The organism is Proteus sp. G4415, assembly GCF_963896075.1.
In the GTDB taxonomy this organism is placed as follows: Bacteria; Pseudomonadota; Gammaproteobacteria; order Enterobacterales; family Enterobacteriaceae; genus Proteus; species Proteus mirabilis.
This window is the reverse complement of the sequence record NZ_CAWQOK010000110.1, coordinates 1-22,236: the sequence shown is the minus strand read 5'-3', so window position 1 is coordinate 22,236 and position 22,236 is coordinate 1. Positions and strand designations below refer to the sequence as shown.

Below are 22,236 nucleotides of genomic sequence, written 5' to 3'. Positions count from 1 at the left end.
TTTTTTTACTCTTTTTTAGGTAAAGGTAAGTATTTTTTTTCAACTTGTTATCACAAGGTAACTCGTCGATTTTAGCTGTTTTATGGCCGATCAACACTTTTTTCTATATGTTTTCTCTATAAGTAAAATAGACTATCTCTATGATATAAAAGTCATTATTTGCTCTGCTTTATACGATTAAGCGACTAAAAAAGCAATTTAGATCTTGGTGCTATATTTTGAGATCCTCTTTACGCCTTGCTTGCAAGGTGTTAAATTGATCACGTTTCCGAGATTTTGTTAGTAAAGTTTTATCTATTAATAATTGAATAATTAAAGCTCGGTAATTTATAAACTCAGATTCTACTATTTTCTTAGTATTGTTCAGGCGAAACTCTTGTATCTTTATATTGAAACACTGAAGCAACGGCTGGATGCGATTAATCAACTCAGGCTGGAACGTGCATTTGCATCGATGAGTGATGTGTTTAAACAGGTGTATGGTTTAATTCCTGTTTTACTGCATTACCACCACCCTCAGTTGCCAGGCTATATTCAAGGAAATGTCCCTCATGGTACATGTTTCTTTGAACCTGATGACGTGCAACGTCAATGGGTCAATAAGCTGACTAATGCATCATGTGATGAGCCAATGAATGGATACACCAGCGGAGAGTTACCTATTACGGGTATCTATTCGATGGGAAGTACTTCCTCGATTGGGCAAAGTCACTGCTCCGATATTGATATTTGGGTCTGTCACCAATCTTGGCTGGACCAAGATGAGCGTGCGCGTTTACAACGTAAATGTTTACTGATAGAACAATGGGCGGGAGAATTAGGTATTGATGTTACTTTTTTCTTAATTGATGAGAATCGCTTCCGTCATCATGCAAGTGGTAGCTTAGGTGGGGAAGATTGCGGCTCAACTCAGCATATCCTGTTACTTGATGAGTTCTACCGTACCGCTGTTCGCCTTGCAGGTAAACGTTTGTTATGGACGATGGTACCAGTAGAAGAAGAGTACCATTACGATGAATATGTTAATTCACTCTATGCCCAAGGTGTATTAACGCCCAATGAATGGCTTGATTTAGGTGGACTGGGTGAGCTTTCTGCCGAAGAGTATTTTGGTGCAAGCCTGTGGCAACTCTATAAGAGTGTTGATTCACCTTATAAAGCCGTATTAAAAAGTATTTTATTGGAAGCCTATTCCGCGGATTACCCTAATGGCAAATTGTTGGCATTAGAAATGAAACAGCATCTTCATCGTGGTGAAATCGTAAATTACGGTTTAGATGCATATTGTATGATGCTTGAGCGCGTAACCCGCTATTTAGTTTCGATTAATGATTTAACCCGCCTTGATTTAATCCGTCGCTGTTTCTACCTGAAAGTTTGTGAAAAATTATCTAATGAAAAAAATGAGAATGAACCTGCAGGTTGGCGACGCCAAGTATTATCTCAGTTAGTCACGCAGTGGCAGTGGGATCACGAACGTTTAGCGATATTAGATAATCGTGATAGCTGGAAAATAGAGCGCGTTCGTAACGCACATAATGAATTATTAGATACGATGATGCAAAGCTATCGTAATCTTATTCGTTTTGCGCGCCGTAATAACTTAAGTGTCAGTGCTAGTCCACAAGATATTGGTGTATTAACACGTAAGCTTTATGCCGCTTTTGAAGCGCTACCGGGTAAAGTAACCCTGGTTAATCCACAGATTTCTCCTGATTTATCCGAGCCTCATTTAACCTTTATCTATGTGCCACCGGGACGCGCTAATCGTAGTGGTTGGTATCTTTATAATCGGGCTCCCGATTTTGCACATATTGTTGGTCATCAACCGTTAGAATATAACCGTTACTTAAATAAATTAGTGGCGTGGTCTTATTTTAATGGGTTACTTACTAAAGATTCACAGGTTTATATTCATCAAGGTGACTCCTCTTGTGATGAAATTAAACTTCATGAATTAGTGCGGGATATCTCGAGTCATTTTCCTATTCGTTTACCTGCCCCGACGCCTAAAGCACTGTATAGCCCTTGTGAAATTAGACATTTAGCCATTATTGTCAATTTAGAAGTCGACCCAACAGAGCGTTTTTCTGATCAAGTAGTGCATTTTGATTTTAGAAAGTTGGATGTATTTAGCTTTGGCGAGGAAGAGCAATGCTTAATTGGCAGTATCGATTTACTCTATCGTAACTCTTGGAATGAAGTGAGAACGCTGCATTTTAATGGTACGCAATCGATGTTGGAATCGTTAAAAACTATTTTAGGTAAAATGCACCAAGATGCGGCCCCACCTGCATCGGTTGAAGTTTTTTGTTATAGCCAGCATCTACGTGGTTTAATTCGCACCCGTGTTCAACAGTTAGTCTCAGAATGTATTGAATTGCGTTTATCAACCAATAGATTAGAGCCAGGGCGTTTTAAAGCATTACGTATTGCAGGGCAAACATGGGGATTGTTCTTTGAACGTCTTAATGTTTCTGTGCAAAAGTTGGAGAATGCCATTGAATTTTATGGTGCTATTTCATACAACAAATTGCATGGATTACCCGTTAAATTAGGCAAAGATGCCCGTTATCTGCCCGCGGTGATTGATGGTTTTGCTTGTGAAGGGATTATTCAGTTCTTCTTTGAAACAACAGAGGATAATAATGTCTTTAATATCTATATCTTAGATGAAGCTAATCGAGTGGAGATTTATTCTCACTGCGAAGGCAGTAAAGAAGAGTTAGTAAAAGATGTCAGCCGTTTTTACTCTTCATCTCATGATCGCTTTACTTATGGCTCAAGCTTTATCAACTTCAATTTGCCACAGTTTTATCAAATCGTGAAAGTGGATGGAGCAACGCAAGTACTGCCTTTTGCTGGGGGATCGTTTGGTAAGCTAAGTGATCTAGGTAAAACAGCGCCAAAAGAAGAGATGAGTACTAAGCCTATTCAAGGGTTTAATGATTATCAGGCTGTACATCATCACTGATAATCGACACGGCAAAACCGATAGAGAAGTGATGGGGACTTTTCCGCACCCATCACTTAGTTGTCTGTGTTAAAAAGAAAATGCTTCACCACTTTGTTCGCTGATTGCTTGAGCCAACATGGTTAAAAATTCCCCGCCACTACGATCGCAAATCCACTGTGTACCTTTCCAATCAAAATGATAACCGCCAGAACGCGTTGCTAACCATACTTGATGAAAGGCTTCCTGACGATTAATGATAATTTTACTATGATTTTCAAAGGTTAATGTCATTACGCCACCATTGATTTCACAATCAATATCCGCATCACCTTCATAATTATCAATGGTTTGTTCTATTTCTGACATCAATTCGTCAGCTAATTGGTGAAATTCACTATCGTTCATCTTCATTTTCCTATTTGCTTTTCGAGATCTAACTGCGATTATAGAGGATATTAACCAAATTAATGATAGGCAGATTTCGAATGAAAACGTATTTACGTTGCACCCTTGCTATAATAACACTGATTTCTCTTTCTGGTTGTGGCTTGAAAGGCCCTCTCTATTTCCCGCCTGAAGATACTCAGGCAAATATGACTCAGTCATCCCAGCCAACCCAGCAAGTTGAGACTTCCTCAACACAAAACAATTAGTCAATATTAGAAACGGGACACCCGTTTCAGGCAGGGTTAAGATGCAATTTTCAAAAATGCATGGGTTAGGCAATGACTTTATGGTTGTTGATGCTGTTACCCAAAATGTTTATTTTTCACCAGAATTAATTTGCCGGTTAGCCAATCGACATACTGGTGTTGGGTTTGATCAACTGTTAGTAGTTGAAGCACCTTATGATCCTGAATTGGACTTTCATTACCGCATTTTTAATGCTGATGGGAGTGAAGTCGCACAATGTGGCAATGGTGCTCGCTGTTTTGCTCGATTTGTGAGACTAAAAGGGCTTACAAATAAAAGAGAAATAAAAGTCAGTACCCAGTCTGGCAGAATGACCTTACATGTTATGGATAATGAAGATGTTTGTGTCAATATGGGAGAGCCAGAGTTTGAACCACAAAAAGTACCGTTTCGTGCTCAAAAAGTAGAAAAAACCTATATTATCAGAGCGATGGAACGAACAGTTCTATGTGGTGTGGTGTCAATGGGAAATCCGCACTGCGTGATCCAAGTGGAAGATATCAAAACTGCGGAAGTTGAGTCATTGGGCTCAGTATTGGAACAACACGAACGCTTTCCAGAGCGCGCCAATATTGGTTTTATGCAGGTGGTTGATAGAAATACATTGCATTTACGGGTATTTGAACGTGGTGCTGGAGAAACTCAAGCTTGTGGAAGCGGTGCCTGTGCCGCTGTCGCGGTGGGGATCTCCCAAGGTTTATTAGATAGAAAAGTGAAAGTTAATTTACCGGGTGGATCATTATCAATTGAATGGAAAGGTACAGGAAACCCACTTTATATGACAGGACCTGCTGTGCATATTTATGATGGAACAATCCAGCTATAATATTATTTTTGAGAGGTGCTTGGTATGACGGATAAGAATGAGCAGTTTTGTTACCCTGAGAAAAACGAACTCAACGATCAAACCATCATTGATTATCTCAAGGAGCATCCTGGTTTCTTTATCCGTAATGCCAGCTATATTGAGCAAATGCAAGTTCCTCACCCAGTAAGAGGGAGTATCTCATTAGTTGAGTGGATAATGTCACGTCAGCGAACACGTATCCATTATCTTGAAGAGGATATGCGTTTGTTGATTGAGCAAGCTGCAGAAAATGAATCTCTATTTAGCCAATTACTAAGGCTTATCTCTGAGTTATCCCGCTGTAATTCATTAAAGGAAATGCTGGAACAGTTAAATCTTTGGGCGAAGGAGTTAGGGCTTTACTCAGTACAACTGCGTCTTTTCACCGATCGTTGGCAATTACAACCCCCTTTAGATGCTCAAACACTCGCACTATCTCGTCAAACATTTGAGCATTTCCGTATTCAGCGTATGGGCGATAATAATCACTATTTGGGGCCATTAAATGGCCAAGAAATGATGTTATTAATGCCTAATGTTCGTCGTTCTGGCTCTGTGGCACTCTCATTATTAGGGCATTATGGCGATTTAGGGGTGATCATTTTTAATAGTCGAGATAGCCAACATTTTCAAGAAGGTATGGGAACGGCAATGTTGGATAAACTCGCGCAGATATTACCTGAGTTATTAACTCGCTGGATCGCAAGACAATGAGCCAAATTATTGACGTCCCTGAAACACTCTCATTAGCCATTGATAGCTTCTTAAGTTATATCGAAGTTGAACGGCGATTAAGTCCGGTAACGGTAGAAAATTACCAGCGACAATTAATGACCATTGCACAAATGATGGTTGCAATAAAAATCAACCAATGGTCGTTACTGGAAAGCCAACATGTGCGTATGTTATTGGCTAAAAGCCATCGCAGTGGATTACAACCTGCAAGTTTAGCATTGCGCTTTTCAGCATTGCGTAGCTTCCTTGATTGGCAAGTTTCTCAAGGAATGTTAGCAGTAAACCCCGCCAAAGGGGTTCGAACACCCAAATCAGGTCGTCACTTGCCTAAAAATATGGATGTTGATGAAGTCAGTCAATTGATGAATATCGACTTAAAAGATCCCCTCTCTGTAAGGGATAGAACGATGCTGGAAGTGATGTATGGCGCTGGATTACGTTTATCTGAACTGACTAACTTAAATATCAATGATATTGATCTCCAAGAAGGCGAAGTCCGAGTATTAGGTAAAGGCAGTAAAGAGCGTAAAGTTCCCTTGGGAAGAAAAGCCGTAGAGTGGTTACAGCATTGGTTTGCCATGCGGGAGCTGTATTCTCCTGAGGATACTGCGGTTTTTATCTCAACGAAAAGCGGTCAACGATTATCTGTTCGCAGTGTGCAAAAACGTTTTGAACTTTGGGGGGTGAAACAAGGACTCAGTAGCCATGTCAATCCTCATAAACTGCGCCACTCTTTTGCCACTCATTTACTTGAATCAAGTGGTGATTTGCGAGCAGTACAAGAGCTATTAGGCCACGCTAATTTATCAACCACACAAGTTTATACTCACTTAGATTTTCAGCATTTAGCGAAAGTCTATGATGCTGCTCATCCAAGAGCTAAGAGAGAAAAATCATAATGCACTTTTATCGCACTCTGATGCCGATTGCAGCGATGACTTTTGATTTAGACGATACGCTGTATGACAATGTTCCTGTGATGGATAAAACAGAAGAAGAGACCTTAGCGTTTATCCGTCAGTATGATGAGCGTTTTCACCATTTTACTGAACATGATGTAGATGCTTACAAACAGCCACTATTAGAAAATAATCCTGATATTTTTCACGATATCACTCAGTGGCGTTGGTTAGCGGCTAAAAATATGTTGTTAGACTATGGCTATAGTGAAACTAAAGCACAGCAAGGTGCTGATGAAATTATGGCTCATTTTGCTTATTGGCGTAGCCGTATTAATGTCCCTAATAATACCCATCAAGTGTTGACACAACTGGCGGAAAAAATCCCATTAATCGCTATTACTAATGGTAATGCTAATCCATTAAGCTGTGGGTTGGGGCAATACTTTACACATATTTTAAAGGCAGGGCCTGATGGGCGCTCTAAGCCTTATCCTGATATGTTTGATAAGGCAGCTTCGTTACTTAAACTCCCTCATCAGAATATTTTGCATGTAGGCGATCATCTAGTGACGGATGTAGAAGGCGCGGTTAAAAGTGGATTACAGGCGTGTTGGATTAATTTAGATAATCGCAGTTTGTTTACCGAAGGTGAAACGCGTGTTATGCCTCATATTGAGATCACTGAATTAGCTAAACTGGTTGAATTAATTTAATCATAGACGCGCTCTGTGCAGGTCTTTATCCACTTTTCAGTGGGCATAGTTTTGCATCGGGCGTAAAATCCTGTTAGTTTGTTGCTTAATAAACTAACTTCTGTATATATCCACAGTATTTCTCTTCACTCAATGATTGGTAATTATGGACGTCTCATATCTGCTCGAAGGCCTTAACGATAAACAGCGCGAAGCCGTTGCAGCACCGCGTGTAAATATGCTGGTACTTGCAGGTGCTGGTAGTGGTAAAACACGCGTATTAGTACATCGCATTGCTTGGTTATTATCTGTTGAACAAGCCTCTCCTTTTTCCATTATGGCGGTAACATTTACTAATAAAGCTGCAGCAGAAATGCGTCATCGTATTGAGGACTTGATTGGTACTAGTCAAGGGGGAATGTGGATAGGTACCTTCCATAGTCTCGCCCATCGTTTATTACGGGCGCATTATCTTGATGCTGGTTTACCTCAAGACTTCCAAATCATTGATAGTGATGATCAATACCGTTTAATTCGTCGTATCGTAAAATCCATGGCTCTTGATGATAAGCAATGGCCTCCTCGTCAAGGTATGTGGTATATCAATGGAAAGAAAGATGAGGGACTCCGCCCACAACATATTCAGACCTATGGTAACCCCGTGGAAACCACATGGTTAAAAGTCTATCAAGCTTATCAAGAAGCTTGTGATCGTGCAGGCTTAGTGGACTTTGCGGAGTTGTTATTGCGTGCCCATGAGTTGTGGCTGAATAAACCACAAATTCTAGAACACTATCAACACCGTTTTACCAATATCTTAGTGGATGAATTCCAAGATACTAACCGTATTCAATATGCTTGGATCAGGATGTTGGCAGGACAGACTGGTAAGGTGATGATAGTCGGTGATGATGATCAATCTATTTACGGTTGGCGTGGGGCTCAAGTTGAAAATATTCAAAACTTTTTAAATGAATTTCCCGGTGCTGAAACCATCCGCTTAGAGCAAAATTACCGCTCCACCAGTAATATTCTAAAAGCCGCTAATGCCTTAATTGCTAATAATAGCGATCGCTTAGGTAAAAACCTATGGACAGAAGGGGCTGAAGGCGAGCCGATTTCACTCTATTGTGCATTTAACGACCTAGATGAAGCGCGTTATGTAGTAGGGCGTATTAAGCGTTGGCATGAAGAGGGAGGCGCCCTTGCAGATTGTGCCATTCTTTATCGTAGTAATGCCCAATCGCGCATCATGGAAGAAGCGCTATTACAAGCGAATATGCCTTATCGTATTTATGGTGGACAGCGTTTCTTCGAGCGTCAAGAGATCAAAGATGCCCTCTCTTATATGCGTTTAACAGCGAATCGTCACGATGATGCCTCTTTTGAACGTGTTGTGAATACGCCAACGCGTGGAATTGGTGATAGAACCTTAGATGTGGTTCGCCAAGTAGCTAGAGATAACCAAATCACATTATGGGAAAGTGCATTACAGGTTATTGAGCATAAAATGCTAGCAGGCCGGGCTATTGCCGCAATTGCGCGCTTTTTAGAATTAATTGAGACGTTAGCAAATGAAACAGCGGATATGCCGTTGCATGTGCAAACAGACCGTATTATTCGCGATTCTGGCTTAAAAGCGATGTATGAGCAGGAAAAGGGTGAAAAAGCACAAGCGCGGATTGAAAACTTGGAAGAGCTAGTGACGGCGACTCGTCAATTTAGCTATCAAGATGAAGACGAAGATTTAATGCCATTGCAAGCTTTTCTCTCTCATGCGGCATTAGAATCAGGAGAAGGACAGGCTGATGCGTATCAAGATGCTGTTCAATTGATGACACTACACTCGGCGAAAGGGCTAGAGTTCTCACAAGTGTTTATTGTCGGGGTTGAAGAAGGCATGTTCCCAAGCCAGATGTCCTTGGATGAAGGTGGGCGCTTAGAAGAAGAGCGTCGGCTAGCTTATGTTGGCGTGACGCGTGCCATGAAAAAGTTAACACTTACTTACGCTGAAAACCGCCGTTTATATGGTAAAGAAGTGAGCCATCGACCTTCGCGCTTTATTGGCGAGTTACCAAAAGAGTGTGTTGAAGAAGTACGGTTACGGGCGACGGTTTCACGTCCCGTGAATCATCATCGTTTAGGTACACCGATTATTAGTAATGATACAGGTTACTCCCTTGGTCAACGGGTTAAGCACCCTAAATTTGGTGAAGGTACTATTATTAATATCGAAGGTAGCGGTGAACACTGCCGATTACAAATAGCCTTTAATGGTGAAGGTATTAAGTGGTTGGTTGCTGCTTTTGCACGATTAGAGTGATTGGCTATTTATTGACACTGTTAATTTTTTAAAAGAGAGCAATATAAAAAAACACCCTTACTAATCTAGAAGATAGTTAAGGGTATTTTTTTTAATGAACATATAATTAACCGAATTAATAATTCCGTTACAGATTATTTTAACGGAGTTAGCTGATGAAAATTACTTCTGTATTATTTGATACTTATTATCCAATTAAGCCTGTGACAAAAATCACTGAGGATTTCTCTGTTGATAAAATGCCTCCTGTGGAGCCTATTTATGAGCAGCGTTTTGATACTTACCATCCTAGTGCTCCTGCCAACCCGTTTGAAGAAGATCTCTATTGTCGATTATTACGACATCAACGTGATTTTGTGCCGCGCATGAATCTCTATTTAAGTGGGGTGATCGGTGCTATCCGTATTGCAACTAATTCTACATCAACATTCTTTAGACGCTCACAACGCCGTATAGAAGCGATAGCAATGGGTTGTAATACAAAAGAAGAGCACTCAAGCCCTGCCAGAAAGGGGTATCTTTCTGGCGCTTTCATTAGTATTGATAATTTAGCTCAATAGTAAGTATGTGCTAACTTCGTCTTAAACGTTGCTGAGTGTAGAGTGCATCTAAAGTAAATAAGATAAGGGCGACCCAAATAAACCCAAAGGTCACTAAACGCTCCGCATCGATTTGTTCTCCATACACCATAGTGGCGAGAATAAACATCAATGTGGGTCCTATATACTGGAAAAATCCTAGGGTAGATAGACGCAAATGTTGAGCTGCTTCGGTAAAGAGCAGTAAGGGTACGGTGGTGATAACCCCTGCAGCAATCAGTAATGTATTTAGCGACCAGCTATTTTCTAACATATTGCTGGTGGGTGAATGGGTAAAAAAGAGGATATAAACTAAAGCAACAGGAAACAGCCACAGTGTTTCTATTGTCATACCCGTTTGTGCATCTACCCCAAGTTTTTTACGTAATAGTCCATATAGGCCGAATGTGACTGCTAAACTAAGGCCGATAACAGGTACAGAGCCGAATTGCCATAATTGGATAAAGACGCCAGTAAAGGCTAAACTTACGGCGAACCATTGCATACGGCGAAAGCGCTCGCCTAAAAAAATCATACCGAATAACACATTAACTAATGGATTAATAAAGTAACCAAGGCTGGCTTCTAACATAAATCCGTGGTTAACCGCCCATATATAGATAAGCCAGTTACTGGCAATAATCACCGCAGTAAGTGCTAACATTAGTACTTTTTTGGGCTGGCGAACAAGTTGGCGTAAATAGGGCCAATGGCGAGTGATCGACATTAAAAGCAACATAAAGAAGAATGACCATAAAATACGGTGTGTTAAGATCTCTTCTGCGGGCACTTCTTGAATGCTTTTAAAATAGACAGGGGCAATACCCCAGATCAAATAGGCGCCTAGGGCACATAAAACGCCTTTTAAAGTGTTTTTCTGGCTCATGCTATCTCTGGTATTGATGGAAATGAAATATGTGACGGGGTTATCATACCCAATGACATTATCTAATGTGTCATTAGGCATGTTTTTTTACAAGTAATTAATATTAATCTACCCAAGATAATGGATAAGTCGCATCAGCCAACAATATAAGTTGCTGTGCCGCTGGCGATATGAACTTGTTTTTCATTGTGTAATTCAACCCTTGCCACAGAAACTTTATTACCACTACGTAGTATATGACTACTTGCGGTAAAACATTCCCCTCGCCCTGGGCGTAAATAATCAACACGTAGATCGATAGTGCCCATTTTGGCCAGTTTTTGTTCGAGTTGCTCTTGGGATATAGGGGCTAGACGTGTTAGGGCATTACCTACACAGACTAAACCTGCACTTACGTCTAACACCGAGGCTATCATGCCACCATGTAAAATGCGTTGTGCGATATTGCCAACCAGTTTGTCTTGGTAGCGAAATTGGATCTCAGCATAATCTTGTTCGAAGCGAATTAATTCTAAACCTATCAGTTGATTAAAAGGCATTTGATAGACAAAAACATGTCCAATCAACGCTTGTGCTTCTTCCAGTGTTAATATTTTCTCCATTTTAAAGTTCCTCGACATTTTATTATTAGGTTAATGTTTTGTTAATAATAGATGACAAAAAGGTAATTTCCCATTCATCCGATTAATAGAGTGGCGAGAAAATATATGAGATTTAATGGAAATAACGTGTAAAATATGGACGCCTAACGCGAATAAAGCTGATTTATAAGCGCTCACGACAAATATTAAGTGCTATCTTTTATATTGTTCACTAATAATACAGGATAATTAACTATGCGTTACATCCGTTCTTTACTCACGGTGATTTTAACCTACCCTGTATGGGGAGTGGCGGCGGAGATATCACCTGTATCATCTCCAACACCGTTGGTTCAGGGCAGTATTATTTCCGGTCTATTACAAGAGTATGATTCACCCTTTGTACTTTACCCTTATGAATCTAATTATATTATTTACACAAAAACCTCCGATATGAATAAAGAGGCGATTGCCAGTTATGATTGGGGTCATAAGGCTAAAAAAGATGAAGTTAAATTTCAGATAAGTCTTGCATTCCCGCTGTGGCGTGGCATTGCCGGGGAAAATTCTGTATTAGCGGCTTCCTATACGCAACGCTCTTGGTGGCAGCTAAGTAATAAAAAAGAGTCTGCGCCGTTTCGTGAAACCAACTATGAACCACAACTATTTTTAGGTTGGGCGACGGATTATCAATTTGCCGGTTGGACATTAAGAGAAATTGAAACGGGATTTAACCATGAATCGAATGGCCGCGCAGAGCCTACTTCACGAAGTTGGAATCGTGTTTATGCACGTTTTATGGCGCAAAAAGGTAATTTCCAACTCGATCTGAAACCTTGGTACCGTTTTAATGAAAGTGCTAAAAATGATGATAATCCCGATATTAATCGCTATATGGGATATTACCGCTTAAAAGCGGGTTATCGTTTAGGCGAAAGTACGTTTACTTTAACAGGGCGTTATAACTGGAGTAGCGGATACGGTGCTGCTGAGCTAGGCTGGAGCTATCCTATTACCAAGCATGTACGCTTTTATACCCAACTATTTAGTGGGTATGGGGAGTCGATGATTGATTATAATTTCCGTCAAACTCGTATCGGTGTCGGCGTTATGCTCAATGATATGCTGTAATTTTCTTCATTCTAGGGTAGCATAACACGACAAGTGGTGATGGCACCTTTATACTGGTGCCTTTTCTTTTACTCCTCATTATCGTTCTTACCAGCTTTTCAGAGGAATGGCGTGTCCACAGCAGAAGTTCTTAATTCAATGCCATCAGCTCAGGTTATTTTGCGCGAAACCTTTGGTTATCAGCAATTTCGACCAGGCCAGCAAGAGATTATTGATACCATTATCACCGGGCGCGACTGTTTAGTCGTCATGCCGACGGGAGGGGGAAAATCGCTTTGCTATCAAATACCTGCGCTTTTGCTTGATGGCTTAACCGTAGTTGTTTCTCCGTTGATTTCCCTAATGAAAGATCAAGTTGATCAACTCTGCTTACATGGTATTGACGCGGCATTTCTTAACTCAACTCAAAGCCGAGATGAACAACTGCAAGTACAAATGCGTTGTCAACGGGGTGAAATAAAACTGTTATATATTGCACCTGAACGCCTAATGATGGAGAGTTTTCTTCACCATTTAGTGCAATGGCAGCCTGCTTTATTAGCGGTGGATGAAGCACACTGTATTTCTCAATGGGGTCATGATTTTCGCCCTGAATACCGAGGAATTGGCTTATTAAGACAGTATCTTCCTGATGTCCCTATTATTGCGTTAACGGCGACAGCTGATAATACAACACGTCATGACATTATTAATCAGCTCGCGTTACGCACTCCTTTAGTTCATATTAGCAGTTTTGACCGCCCAAATATTCGTTATACTTTAGTTGAAAAATATAAACCGCTCGATCAACTTTGGCTGTTTATTCGTGGGCAGAAAGGAAAATCAGGCATTATCTATTGTAATAGTCGCAGCAAAGTAGAAGAGACCGCTGAACGACTAGGCAAGCGAGGATTAAGTATCGCGGCTTATCATGCGGGTATGGATATTGCCACACGAGCGAAAGTGCAAGATGCTTTTCAACGCGATGATTTGCAGATTGTGGTCGCAACGGTCGCTTTCGGTATGGGAATTAATAAACCCAATGTACGTTTTGTGGTTCATTTTGATATTCCGCGTAATATTGAATCTTACTATCAAGAAACGGGACGCGCAGGACGCGATGGTTTACCTGCACAAGCGGTACTGTTTTATGATCCCGCGGATATGGCTTGGCTACGTCGTTGTTTAGATGAGAAGCCAGAAAGTGAACAAAAAGCGATTGAATCCCATAAATTAAATGCCATGGGGGCTTTTGCCGAAGCACAAACTTGTCGACGTTTAGTGTTACTTAATTACTTTGGTGAACACCGCCAACAAGCTTGTGGTAACTGCGATATTTGCCTTGATCCACCTAAACAATATGATGGGTTAGTGGATGCACAAAAAGCGTTATCTTGCATCTATCGTACCGGACAACGTTTTGGCATTGGTTATATTGTTGAAATTTTACGCGGTGCCAATAATCAACGCATTCGCGATAATGGTCATGATAAATTGCCAGTTTATGGTATTGGTAAAGCCCATAGCCATGAATATTGGATGAGTGTGATCCGCCAATTGATCCATTTAGGTATGGTTGCGCAAAATATCGTTCATCGTTCTGCATTACAATTGACTGAGATAGCTCGACCGATATTGCGTGGTGAGGTGTCATTACCCTTGGCAGTACCACGACTATTAAGCCCAACAAAAAGCCGTTATCAGCAAACAAAAAATAGTCATCGACAGTACGATAGGAAATTATTTGCGAAACTACGCAAATTACGTAAATCTATTGCTGATGAAGAAAATATTCCACCCTTTGTGGTATTTAATGATGTCACACTGATTGAAATGGCGGAACAATGCCCTGTCTGCCCTGATGAATTGTTGTTGATCAATGGGGTAGGACAACGAAAACTAGAACGATTTGGGCCAGCATTTATGACACTTATCCGTGATCATATTGAGGGGTTCGAATAGCGCCAACGAGGAGGAGCCGAATGACAACCACACTTTTTCAGCACATGTGGTTATCTCGTGAAAAGCAATTCTCTGCTTTTACGAATGGTATCTTATTGGACTTTTGGAACCAACGACAGGAAGGCGAATTTACCGGAGTCGATGGCGTGAGCATTCGCTATGTTCATTGGCGCTCTTCATCACACAAAAAAGCGTTGGTGATCTGCTCTGGTCGTAGTGAAAGTTATGTGAAATATCCTGAAGTGGCCTTCGATTTTTATCACCTTGGCTATGATATTTTTCTTCTCGATCATCGGGGGCAGGGATTATCAGGGCGCTTATTAGATGATCCGCAAAAAGGGCACGTAGAAAAATTCAGTGATTATGTCGATGATTTATCGACATTTATTGATACTATCGTTTTGCCTTATCACTATCAGCACTATTTTGCGTTAGCCCATTCGATGGGCGGCGCTATTTTAGCCAGTTACCTATTACGTAAACCAGATACTTTCCAAGCCGCCGCACTGTGTGCGCCGATGTTTGGGATTAATTTACCAATACCACGCTGGGTGGCTAATTTTTTAGTTAACCGTGCAGAACAAAGTGTTTCAGAACGAAATAATTACGCGGTATCAACGGGCAAATGGTTTCCTTTGCCATTTATCTTGAATGTATTGACTCATAGCCATGAAAGGTATCGTCGATATTTACGTTACTATGCCGATTTCCCTCAATTACGTTTAGGTGGGCCGACCTATCATTGGATGAAAGAGAGCCTAGAAACGGGGGATTGGCTGATTGAACATGCAAAAGAGATTAACACCCCTTTGCTAGTACTTGAAGCTGAGCTAGATAAAGTGGTGGATAATCGGGGAGTAAGGGCTTTCTGTGATGGTTATAGTCAGTCCAGAACAAGAGAAGAAAAGCAAAAATTGCCACTTGTGATTGAAGGTGCGCACCATGAAATCTTGTTCGAAATAGATAAGCTACGCTCACAAGCATTAATTGAAATCTGTGAGTTTTATGATAAGCATTTATTTTAATCAGGAATGTGTATGTATTCGATAGTTGCTTCTGATCTTGATGGCACCTTGTTATCACCTAACCACTTATTAACTCCCTATACTAAAGAAACGTTACATCTGCTTATTGAAAAAGGGATCCATTTTGTGTTTGCCACAGGACGTCATCATATCGATGTGGCACAAATTCGTGATGGGCTTGGTATTGACGCGTATATGATCACTTCAAATGGGGCTCGAGTACACAATACGCAAGGCACTCTTATTTTCAGTCAAGATCTTGAACCTGAAATCGTTTATGACTTAGCCCTAATGGTGTTTGATCACCCAGATATTGCAACGAATATTTATAGCAGTGATGACTGGTATATCAATAAAGAAACGCCTGAATTAAAAGAATTTTTTAAAGAATCGGTATTTAATTACCGTCTATTTGAGAAAACAGGCTTCCCAACAACGCAGGTGTGCAAAGTCTTTTTTACCTCAGAAGATCATGAATTGTTAGTTGAGTTAGAAAAGAAAATTAATCAACGTTGGGGCAATAAAATTAACGCAAGTTTTTCATTGCGTAATTGCCTAGAAATTATGGCGGGTGGGGTATCAAAAGGAGAGGCACTACAAAAAGTCGCTAAGTTGATGCAACATTCAGTAAAAGACGCCATTGCATTTGGTGATGGTATGAATGATAAAGAGATGCTACAGATGGCGGGTAAGGGCTGCATTATGCAAAATGCCCACCAGCTACTAAAAGATCTATTACCGGATATGGAAGTGATTGGCTCAAATGTTGATGATGCTGTTGCACACTATTTACGTAAGTTGTATCAGGTTTAATCATAACCAATGGGATAAATTAAAAGGCGGATAATACTTCCGCCTTTTAGTTTAAGAGCGCAATTCACTTAATGATATTGCAGGGTAAATTGCAGTGTTCCATCAGCTTTGCCTGCAGTGGTAGTCTCAGAAGTTTGTATGTAACCCGCTTCTAAAGGAATAGAAAAATTACCACTGTTATTCTTTTCGCTCACCGTTATCAATTTTCCTAACTCAATGGGTTGGTTTTGGTATTTCACCTGAATGCCATAGCCTTTGGCTGTATTGCTATCATTGGCATTATTAAGGCTAATCGTGCCTGCGGTTTGGCTAGCATCTGGGGTGCCATCGAATTTTATCTTAATGGGTGAAACGGGATCACAATCTAAATCGATATTCACATCTTGTAGACTATCAGGGCTAACAGAGCCAACACCATTAAAGCTCGATTTTGCCACAGATCCTAAAGGAACATTAATATTATTATTGATAACTTCACAGCCACTGGAAACAATATTAAGGGGATTAAGGTAAACCTTTGGTTCAGTGCGGCCAGTATTGTCACTGGTGATAAATCCCCCATTGTGATACAAAATCAGCATAGCAACCCATGTGCTTGGAATGGTTTGTGATTTGATATTGTTACGCAGTTTATATAACGTCATTTTTAAAGAAGCGGTATAACTACTACGGTTTAAGTTACTTGTGCAAATAAGGCGATTACTGTAGTTGCCATCAACATTATATAGTCCATCGACATAAGCAGAGCCGGTGCAACCGACAGTAATAGTCCCGTGTAGGGTATAACCGATACCACTAGTCCCTAATTCACGCACATAGGCACTGCCTACTTTAGGGCTGGAAGCTGAAATATAGCCGGGCAAGTAGATCCCCGCCTGTACTGGGCCTGTGATATTCCACCAAGTCCAGCCATACATAGTGCCTAAGTCAATCGTTGCCAGCTCTGTTAAAATAGGCGCGGTTCTTGAAACATAAATTGGATTGTTATAACTCACCGTTCTAGTGGTTGTATCGGCACGATATTCAGCAAAAGCGGTTGATGTATACAAAAGTGCAGACAGACAACCCAAAGTTATATATTTATTCATATTTATCACCTATCTGCAGTCCAGTTGTAAAAATTGAATTTTCTCGAGCGATAGATCGGCGTTTAATGTTGCTTGGCACTGTTCCGTAGCACTATTCCCCCATTTGGCTTGTAGTTGACTACTTGCAGGTACACCATTTAGGAAAACCTCACCATCATTAGCCACAATCCCACTGGAAATCACTTGTCCATCTTGGCTAATTTCAACTTGGCTACCAAATGGTAAAGGTTTACCGTTATAAGAGAGGTTCACTAATACTCTTGCACCCTTGCGAGCTTTAAAATCGGCTAAAACAATCGCGCCTTTCGTTGGGATCACTGTTGTTGAAGTGAGTTCCACATCGTTGTTTCCCTTTAAGGATGCGGGATCAACCGTTACTCTATTGCGTTCATAACGGGAAACGTTAGGGATAACGGCATAACCTTGAGCATTGGTATATAAACTTTGCGCACTGCTAATTTTCAAATGATCAATATCTTCCGCTTTGATTAAAATAGCGGAGTCATAGATAGTGCGAGATGGGGTTATTCCATCTTGATGGATTAATAACGCGCCAGTTGCTCCCCAATTCACTGACTGGAAACGTTTATCATAGTTATAACCAGCACTGATTTCGCCGCCCGAAGCACTATAACTACCATTGATAGCACCGCTATATTCTTGGCGAGTATGGTTATAGTTTTGCGAAATATCATACTGAAGATTGTTATCTTCGAGACGAGTACCACTTAAACTCACAGAACTTATCGAATCACCTTGTTTACTGGTGTTATAACGATAACTTAACCAATTGTTATTGCTGGTCATATTGAACGGCAGGTTAAAGTTAATCGATAAAATTTGATCGGTTAATTCACTTTCTTGCCGTTTATTATAGGCATAAGAAATACTATAACTGAGTGAGCGATAATTAGAGTTAAAGCTTAGGTTGATATTGCGATCGACTCTATCTTGATACCAATAGTATTGCTGATAACCATTTAAAGAGAGGTAACCAAGCTCTCCTAATGCTTGCGATACTGAGATCTGAAACTGTTTTTTCTTACGATAAAGCTGTGAAAAGCGTTCATTCGTGGTTGAAAAATCATAATAATCTTTAGTTGAGTAGCGATAAGACGCTAATGAAAATCCTGTTTTGGTATCCGGTAAATATTTTGAATACTGGACACGATAAGATTGCCCTTGTGCTTTATGGTTATCGATAAGTGTGGTATTTGCATGAGTTATATCGGCTGAAATCGCCCCTAAATAACCCATATTTACGCCGGCACCTATCGCATAAGCTTGATAATCTGCTGAAAGTAGCGTACCTCCATAAAGGGAAAAATTATAAGGTAAGCCGTAAATGGCAGAAGCTTGTAAAAAGGTCGGTTTTCGCTCTGCGCTATCAGCATTATATTTCCCCAAGTCGAGACTATATTTTAAGTTCCCAGCTCGTTGCATCATGGGGACTGCAGAGAAGGGTTGGGAAAATGTACGTTTGCTCCCATCAGCTTCTTCAACAGTCACTTGTAAATCACCACTATAAGAGGTGGGATAGAGATCTGATATTTCAAATTCACCGGGAGGAACAGAGGTTTGATAAATAACACTATTATTTTGGCGAATAGTCACCATTGCGTTGCTTTGTGCAATTCCTCTTACAACAGGAGCAAAGCCACGCTGACTTTGTGGCAACATGCTTTCATCTGAGGCTAATTTAATACCACGATAAGGAACACTTTCTAACACATCATTACTTGATGCGGTTTCACCTAGTGTTAATCGACTTTTTAAACGGCGGATATCGCGTTCAACGTAAGTTTGTAGACTGTTCCATTCTGCGGCGTTATCACTATTTTTGTTGTAAGTGCTGTGATTACGTACACGCCAAGCGCCTAGATTAATACCACTGCGCAATCCTAAAAAGATATTGTCACTGTCTTTTTGGTCTCGATACCAATATTTATTCTGACGATAGGTGTAATTAATAAAGGCTGCATTAATCCCATCATTCCATTCTGTGGGGGATATATAACCTTGCCCATAGTTATATAATGCAATTTGTGGGATCGAAAATGATAATCGCGCACGTGAAAAATCATATTTATATGTAGCATTAGGAATAACACGAGCAATATCCGTTATTTTACTACTATCAGGTTGTTGGCTAAACGCGTCTGTAACGGACCCTTTGACTCCCCAATTGAGTAAATCCTGTTTACTGATTTCAGGCGCCAGCACTTTTTTATCGTCATCAAAAATAAAACGAATTTGACGATTATCGATAAGTTTATCGTTAAGATAAATATCGACAGAATAGACACCTGGAAGTTGTCCTCCTGCATAGGACAGGTAATTCAGACTGTTAATATCTGTAACGTGATTTTCGATACCTAAATTAAGTGCTTCAGGATTAAAAATATCTTCAGCAAGAACAGTATAAGGGAATAAAACAGTCGTGATAGCAATAGCTAACACTCCACGACGATAAAGATTATCTGCCATGTTGATGGGTAATCGTTTTGTAGATACTGCTATCATAGAAAAAGTCATCGCCGTATACTCTTAATTTAATACTTTATCTACAGTCGCACCGTAATCATTGATAAATTGAACGGTAACTTTCTGCGGAATATGATTTTCTTTTAGCAAGACCACTTCTTGGTGAGGATTAACAAAATCATTAAATGGGTAGCGTTTATCACCCACTAAGATATGTTTAATTGTCAGGTGATACGGCGTATCGTTATTTATTACTAACCCTTTATTTTGTTTAGATAATTTCACCTTATCAAAATCAAGTGGTTCAATATCATGGGCACGGAGAAACAATTTAAATTGAGAATTAATCACTAATTGGAGTTGATTCTCTGGACTTTTTTCCATCGGTGGAATGGATTTGATATTGAGCCAATAAACCACTTCTTGGTTTGATGCCAAAGGTGCTCCGGTATATGAAATTCGCGCCGTGCCTGAACTATCTGGCTCAATACGAAATAGTGGAGGTGTTGCAATAAAAGGTGTTTTTTCATCACCTTGATAAGCTGAAACCCAACTTTGAATTAAATAGGGTTTTTCCTTATCTGTATTCATAATTGGAATACTGATTTCACGTAGATTATCGTCATAGACAAAACGTGTTCCTCCCACACTTATTCCAGCAGCTTGGCTAGCCGTTATGAGGGAAAATAGTAAAAATAATATTAGGGAAATATTCTTTTTCATAAGTGGCCATAAGTTTGAGGAGAGGTGAGAGGGTAATGGTGATTACCCTCATATTTATCATTTATTATTTATATTGGATGCTATATACAGCAGAGCCATTGGCAGGGCCTGGTGTTGCCGCATCAGTTGCTTTATAACGAGCAACGTAGTCTAGGTTAATTTCCGTACCTGTGATCTGTACATCTTGTGAATCGTCATACAGTTTGATTTGGGAAACAGCATCTTTCTCAAATAACGCGATACCTACGTTAGTTGCGCCACCAGAAACTTGCTCTATAGCTAAGATATCTCTGTCGCTTGCATCACGAGTACCGCCAAAACGTACGGCTACCGTGGTATCAACAGGGCAGTCGATTAATTTAATGGTAAAATCTTTCAGGCCAGCAACTTCCCCTTTGGTTGCTAAGCTTTTAGAAGAAACTTTGCCTAAGTCGACGGTTAAGTTTTTAGAAGAGCCATCAACAGTACATGCTTGATCGGTTATTTCTCCCGTAAAGTTAATTGTGCCTGATGCTAAAGCAGCAGGTGCTGAGAATATAGAAAGAGTCACTCCTAATGCACAGAGTGATTTATTTAATTTGCTCATGATCGGTCCTATATAAAAAGTAAGCGAACTTACTTTTTAATCTATTTATAAGTATATATGTGTATAAATTTATTTGCATAGACAGTATGCCGATAAAATATAACACTGCTAATTTTTTAAGTTAATAAACATTTACATGAGTTTTTTTGTTCTTGCATCAAATTATTTAATATGTCGTAATTTAATTAAAATGATTTTTTATTAAAAGTTTTTAGATATTTGTTGAATAGCTAATTGTTGATAATAAACTTTGCAAGTTTTCATTAATAAATGAATTTTTATTCAAATATAAATAGAATTTATATTCCTTCTCTTTTTTATGCGTTATTAATTGTTTTATTGTTTTTTTATTCAATTCATCTTGAATAAAAATAAGGGGGAGACGTGCATAACCTAAACCATGCTGAATTAAGCTAATTGCTGTCTCTACAGAGCCAACTTGAATGACTTGGGCCTGATTATCAGTATCGGGTGAATCAGGAGAAAGAGAAATACAGCTATGCCTTTGTAATTCCTGTAATAATTCCTCATCTTGTAGTTTCTGTAATGGGCTATCTGGATGTGATACTAAGGTAGTTGTAATGCTTTCTAAAACAATAGGTTGCAGTGATTTAATATAATAAGGTGACACAATTAAATCATATTCTTTTTGCGCTAAAATTTCTGATTTGCTGAGAGAATTCCTATAAATATTAATATCATACTGTTTATTCTGCTTAATAAATTGTGAGATTTTATTTAAAAAAAGATCAGCGACATACATTGGGTCAATTAGTACGTTAATTTTTAACTTATTGTTAATCTTGATGTTTTTTGCCTTTTTTTCTAGAGATAATGCTTTTTCTGTCACTTCTCGAGAAAGTGTTAGCAATAGTTCTCCCTCAGTAGTTAATACTGCGCGTCTTTTTTCTAAAGAAAGTATTTCTATACCCAAGGTTTGTTCTAACTTATTGATAGTATAGCTAATTGATGATTGAGTCCTATGTAACACATCAGCGGCTTGAGCAAAGCCACCGTAATCAACAACAGCTTGTAAGGTGATCCATTGGTCTAATGTTGTGCGGGATTTTTCCATAATGGAGTCCTTCTTATTATTGTTTATTAATAATGCATTTTAAATGAAGCTAGCAATATATCTTAGCATTGTTAATAGGTAATAATACGCATTTTTTTTGTGAGTTAAAAAAATATTAACATTATAAGTTGTAATGCTACTTTTTAATTAGAGAAGAATATTTATAGTTATTTTTTA

The 22,236-nt window shown here is 39.6% G+C and carries 20 protein-coding genes; 12 read left to right on the top strand and 8 right to left on the bottom strand.

The annotated features are described in order from the left end of the window. Positions 1–376: 376 nt before the first annotated feature. On the top strand, positions 377–2,974 hold the full coding sequence (locus AACU95_RS12860) for a class I adenylate cyclase (protein WP_004246330.1): 2,598 nt from the start codon (positions 377–379) through the stop codon (positions 2,972–2,974). 69 nt (positions 2,975–3,043) lie between these two features. Here AACU95_RS12860 and cyaY read toward each other — a convergent pair whose 3' ends face one another. After that, positions 3,044–3,361, bottom strand: coding sequence for an iron donor protein CyaY (gene cyaY, locus AACU95_RS12855; protein ID WP_049211589.1), 318 nt, complete (start codon positions 3,359–3,361; stop codon positions 3,044–3,046). Between the two features lie 80 nt (positions 3,362–3,441). Between cyaY and lptM the strand changes: the two genes are divergently transcribed. The 7 genes from lptM to AACU95_RS12820 all read left to right on the top strand — a co-directional run bounded on the left by lptM (position 3,442) and on the right by AACU95_RS12820 (position 9,708). Further along, on the top strand, positions 3,442–3,609 hold the full coding sequence (gene lptM / locus AACU95_RS12850; RefSeq protein ID WP_004246328.1) for an LPS translocon maturation chaperone LptM: 168 nt from the start codon (positions 3,442–3,444) through the stop codon (positions 3,607–3,609). Positions 3,610–3,650: 41 nt separating this feature from the next. After that, a complete protein-coding gene (dapF, locus tag AACU95_RS12845; RefSeq protein ID WP_004246327.1) occupies positions 3,651–4,475 on the top strand; it encodes a diaminopimelate epimerase in 825 nt (274 codons plus the stop codon). 24 nt (positions 4,476–4,499) lie between these two features. Further along, positions 4,500–5,210, top strand: coding sequence for a DUF484 domain-containing protein (locus AACU95_RS12840; protein ID WP_004249657.1), 711 nt, complete (start codon positions 4,500–4,502; stop codon positions 5,208–5,210). Beyond that, entirely contained in the window at positions 5,207–6,130 is a 924-nt protein-coding gene (gene xerC, locus AACU95_RS12835; RefSeq protein WP_161737077.1) for a tyrosine recombinase XerC, read from the top strand. The genes AACU95_RS12840 and xerC overlap by 4 nt, the downstream gene beginning before the upstream one ends. Next, positions 6,130–6,846 (top strand): 5-amino-6-(5-phospho-D-ribitylamino)uracil phosphatase YigB, encoded by a 717-nt coding sequence (gene yigB / locus AACU95_RS12830; RefSeq protein WP_004249656.1) that lies wholly within the window; start codon positions 6,130–6,132, stop codon positions 6,844–6,846. The genes xerC and yigB overlap by 1 nt, the downstream gene beginning before the upstream one ends. A 145-nt stretch (positions 6,847–6,991) precedes the next feature. Continuing rightward, positions 6,992–9,148 (top strand): DNA helicase II, encoded by a 2,157-nt coding sequence (uvrD, locus tag AACU95_RS12825; protein ID WP_141192134.1) that lies wholly within the window; start codon positions 6,992–6,994, stop codon positions 9,146–9,148. Between the two features lie 155 nt (positions 9,149–9,303). After that, on the top strand, positions 9,304–9,708 hold the full coding sequence (locus AACU95_RS12820) for a hypothetical protein (RefSeq protein ID WP_004246322.1): 405 nt from the start codon (positions 9,304–9,306) through the stop codon (positions 9,706–9,708). A 10-nt stretch (positions 9,709–9,718) separates the two neighbouring features. Here the strand turns inward: AACU95_RS12820 and rarD are convergent, their stop codons facing one another. Next, positions 9,719–10,612, bottom strand: a complete 894-nt coding sequence (rarD, locus tag AACU95_RS12815) for an EamA family transporter RarD (RefSeq protein WP_004249653.1) — start codon at positions 10,610–10,612, stop codon at positions 9,719–9,721. A 134-nt stretch (positions 10,613–10,746) separates the two neighbouring features. Next, positions 10,747–11,214, bottom strand: a complete 468-nt coding sequence (locus AACU95_RS12810; protein WP_004249652.1) for a thioesterase family protein — start codon at positions 11,212–11,214, stop codon at positions 10,747–10,749. Between the two features lie 234 nt (positions 11,215–11,448). On the opposite strand from AACU95_RS12810, the gene pldA reads away from it, so the two are divergent. From pldA to yigL, 4 genes are all read left to right on the top strand, one after another. Continuing rightward, the gene (gene pldA, locus AACU95_RS12805) at positions 11,449–12,324 is read left to right on the top strand and encodes a phospholipase A (protein WP_004246319.1); all 876 of its coding nucleotides are present in this window, start codon (positions 11,449–11,451) and stop codon (positions 12,322–12,324) included. A 111-nt stretch (positions 12,325–12,435) separates the two neighbouring features. Then, a complete protein-coding gene (gene recQ / locus AACU95_RS12800) occupies positions 12,436–14,265 on the top strand; it encodes an ATP-dependent DNA helicase RecQ (RefSeq protein WP_004246318.1) in 1,830 nt (609 codons plus the stop codon). A 20-nt stretch (positions 14,266–14,285) separates the two neighbouring features. Beyond that, positions 14,286–15,290, top strand: a complete 1,005-nt coding sequence (gene pldB, locus AACU95_RS12795) for a lysophospholipase L2 (protein WP_004249650.1) — start codon at positions 14,286–14,288, stop codon at positions 15,288–15,290. Between the two features lie 12 nt (positions 15,291–15,302). Then, positions 15,303–16,103: a sugar/pyridoxal phosphate phosphatase YigL gene (gene yigL, locus AACU95_RS12790; protein WP_004246316.1), complete on the top strand. Its 801-nt coding sequence runs from the start codon at positions 15,303–15,305 to the stop codon at positions 16,101–16,103. A gap of 68 nt (positions 16,104–16,171) precedes the next feature. On the opposite strand, the gene AACU95_RS12785 is transcribed toward yigL, so the two are convergent. From AACU95_RS12785 to AACU95_RS12765, 5 genes are all read right to left on the bottom strand, one after another. Beyond that, positions 16,172–17,191, bottom strand: a complete 1,020-nt coding sequence (locus AACU95_RS12785; protein WP_004249648.1) for a fimbrial protein — start codon at positions 17,189–17,191, stop codon at positions 16,172–16,174. Between the two features lie 9 nt (positions 17,192–17,200). Beyond that, positions 17,201–19,726 carry a fimbria/pilus outer membrane usher protein gene (locus AACU95_RS12780; RefSeq protein WP_161737076.1) on the bottom strand — a complete coding sequence of 842 codons (2,526 nt, stop codon included), beginning with the start codon at positions 19,724–19,726 and terminating at the stop codon, positions 17,201–17,203. A 12-nt stretch (positions 19,727–19,738) separates the two neighbouring features. Beyond that, positions 19,739–20,398, bottom strand: a complete 660-nt coding sequence (locus tag AACU95_RS12775; RefSeq protein ID WP_004246313.1) for a fimbrial biogenesis chaperone — start codon at positions 20,396–20,398, stop codon at positions 19,739–19,741. Positions 20,399–20,462: 64 nt separating this feature from the next. Then, positions 20,463–20,984: a fimbrial protein gene (locus AACU95_RS12770; RefSeq protein WP_017827027.1), complete on the bottom strand. Its 522-nt coding sequence runs from the start codon at positions 20,982–20,984 to the stop codon at positions 20,463–20,465. 211 nt (positions 20,985–21,195) lie between these two features. Further along, positions 21,196–22,059: a LysR family transcriptional regulator gene (locus AACU95_RS12765; RefSeq protein WP_004249644.1), complete on the bottom strand. Its 864-nt coding sequence runs from the start codon at positions 22,057–22,059 to the stop codon at positions 21,196–21,198. Positions 22,060–22,236 lie beyond the last annotated feature (177 nt).

Coding starts and splice junctions, on each gene's coding strand:
- cyaY (WP_049211589.1), bottom strand. CDS start 3,361: ATGAACGATAGTGAATTTCACCAATTAGCTGACGAATTGATGTCAGAA.
- lptM (WP_004246328.1), top strand. CDS start 3,442: ATGAAAACGTATTTACGTTGCACCCTTGCTATAATAACACTGATTTCT.
- dapF (WP_004246327.1), top strand. CDS start 3,651: ATGCAATTTTCAAAAATGCATGGGTTAGGCAATGACTTTATGGTTGTT.
- AACU95_RS12840 (WP_004249657.1), top strand. CDS start 4,500: ATGACGGATAAGAATGAGCAGTTTTGTTACCCTGAGAAAAACGAACTC.
- xerC (WP_161737077.1), top strand. CDS start 5,207: ATGAGCCAAATTATTGACGTCCCTGAAACACTCTCATTAGCCATTGAT.
- yigB (WP_004249656.1), top strand. CDS start 6,130: ATGCACTTTTATCGCACTCTGATGCCGATTGCAGCGATGACTTTTGAT.
- uvrD (WP_141192134.1), top strand. CDS start 6,992: ATGGACGTCTCATATCTGCTCGAAGGCCTTAACGATAAACAGCGCGAA.
- AACU95_RS12820 (WP_004246322.1), top strand. CDS start 9,304: ATGAAAATTACTTCTGTATTATTTGATACTTATTATCCAATTAAGCCT.
- rarD (WP_004249653.1), bottom strand. CDS start 10,612: ATGAGCCAGAAAAACACTTTAAAAGGCGTTTTATGTGCCCTAGGCGCC.
- AACU95_RS12810 (WP_004249652.1), bottom strand. CDS start 11,214: ATGGAGAAAATATTAACACTGGAAGAAGCACAAGCGTTGATTGGACAT.
- pldA (WP_004246319.1), top strand. CDS start 11,449: ATGCGTTACATCCGTTCTTTACTCACGGTGATTTTAACCTACCCTGTA.
- pldB (WP_004249650.1), top strand. CDS start 14,286: ATGACAACCACACTTTTTCAGCACATGTGGTTATCTCGTGAAAAGCAA.
- yigL (WP_004246316.1), top strand. CDS start 15,303: ATGTATTCGATAGTTGCTTCTGATCTTGATGGCACCTTGTTATCACCT.
- AACU95_RS12785 (WP_004249648.1), bottom strand. CDS start 17,191: ATGAATAAATATATAACTTTGGGTTGTCTGTCTGCACTTTTGTATACA.
- AACU95_RS12780 (WP_161737076.1), bottom strand. CDS start 19,726: ATGACTTTTTCTATGATAGCAGTATCTACAAAACGATTACCCATCAAC.
- AACU95_RS12775 (WP_004246313.1), bottom strand. CDS start 20,398: ATGAAAAAGAATATTTCCCTAATATTATTTTTACTATTTTCCCTCATA.
- AACU95_RS12770 (WP_017827027.1), bottom strand. CDS start 20,984: ATGAGCAAATTAAATAAATCACTCTGTGCATTAGGAGTGACTCTTTCT.
- AACU95_RS12765 (WP_004249644.1), bottom strand. CDS start 22,059: ATGGAAAAATCCCGCACAACATTAGACCAATGGATCACCTTACAAGCT.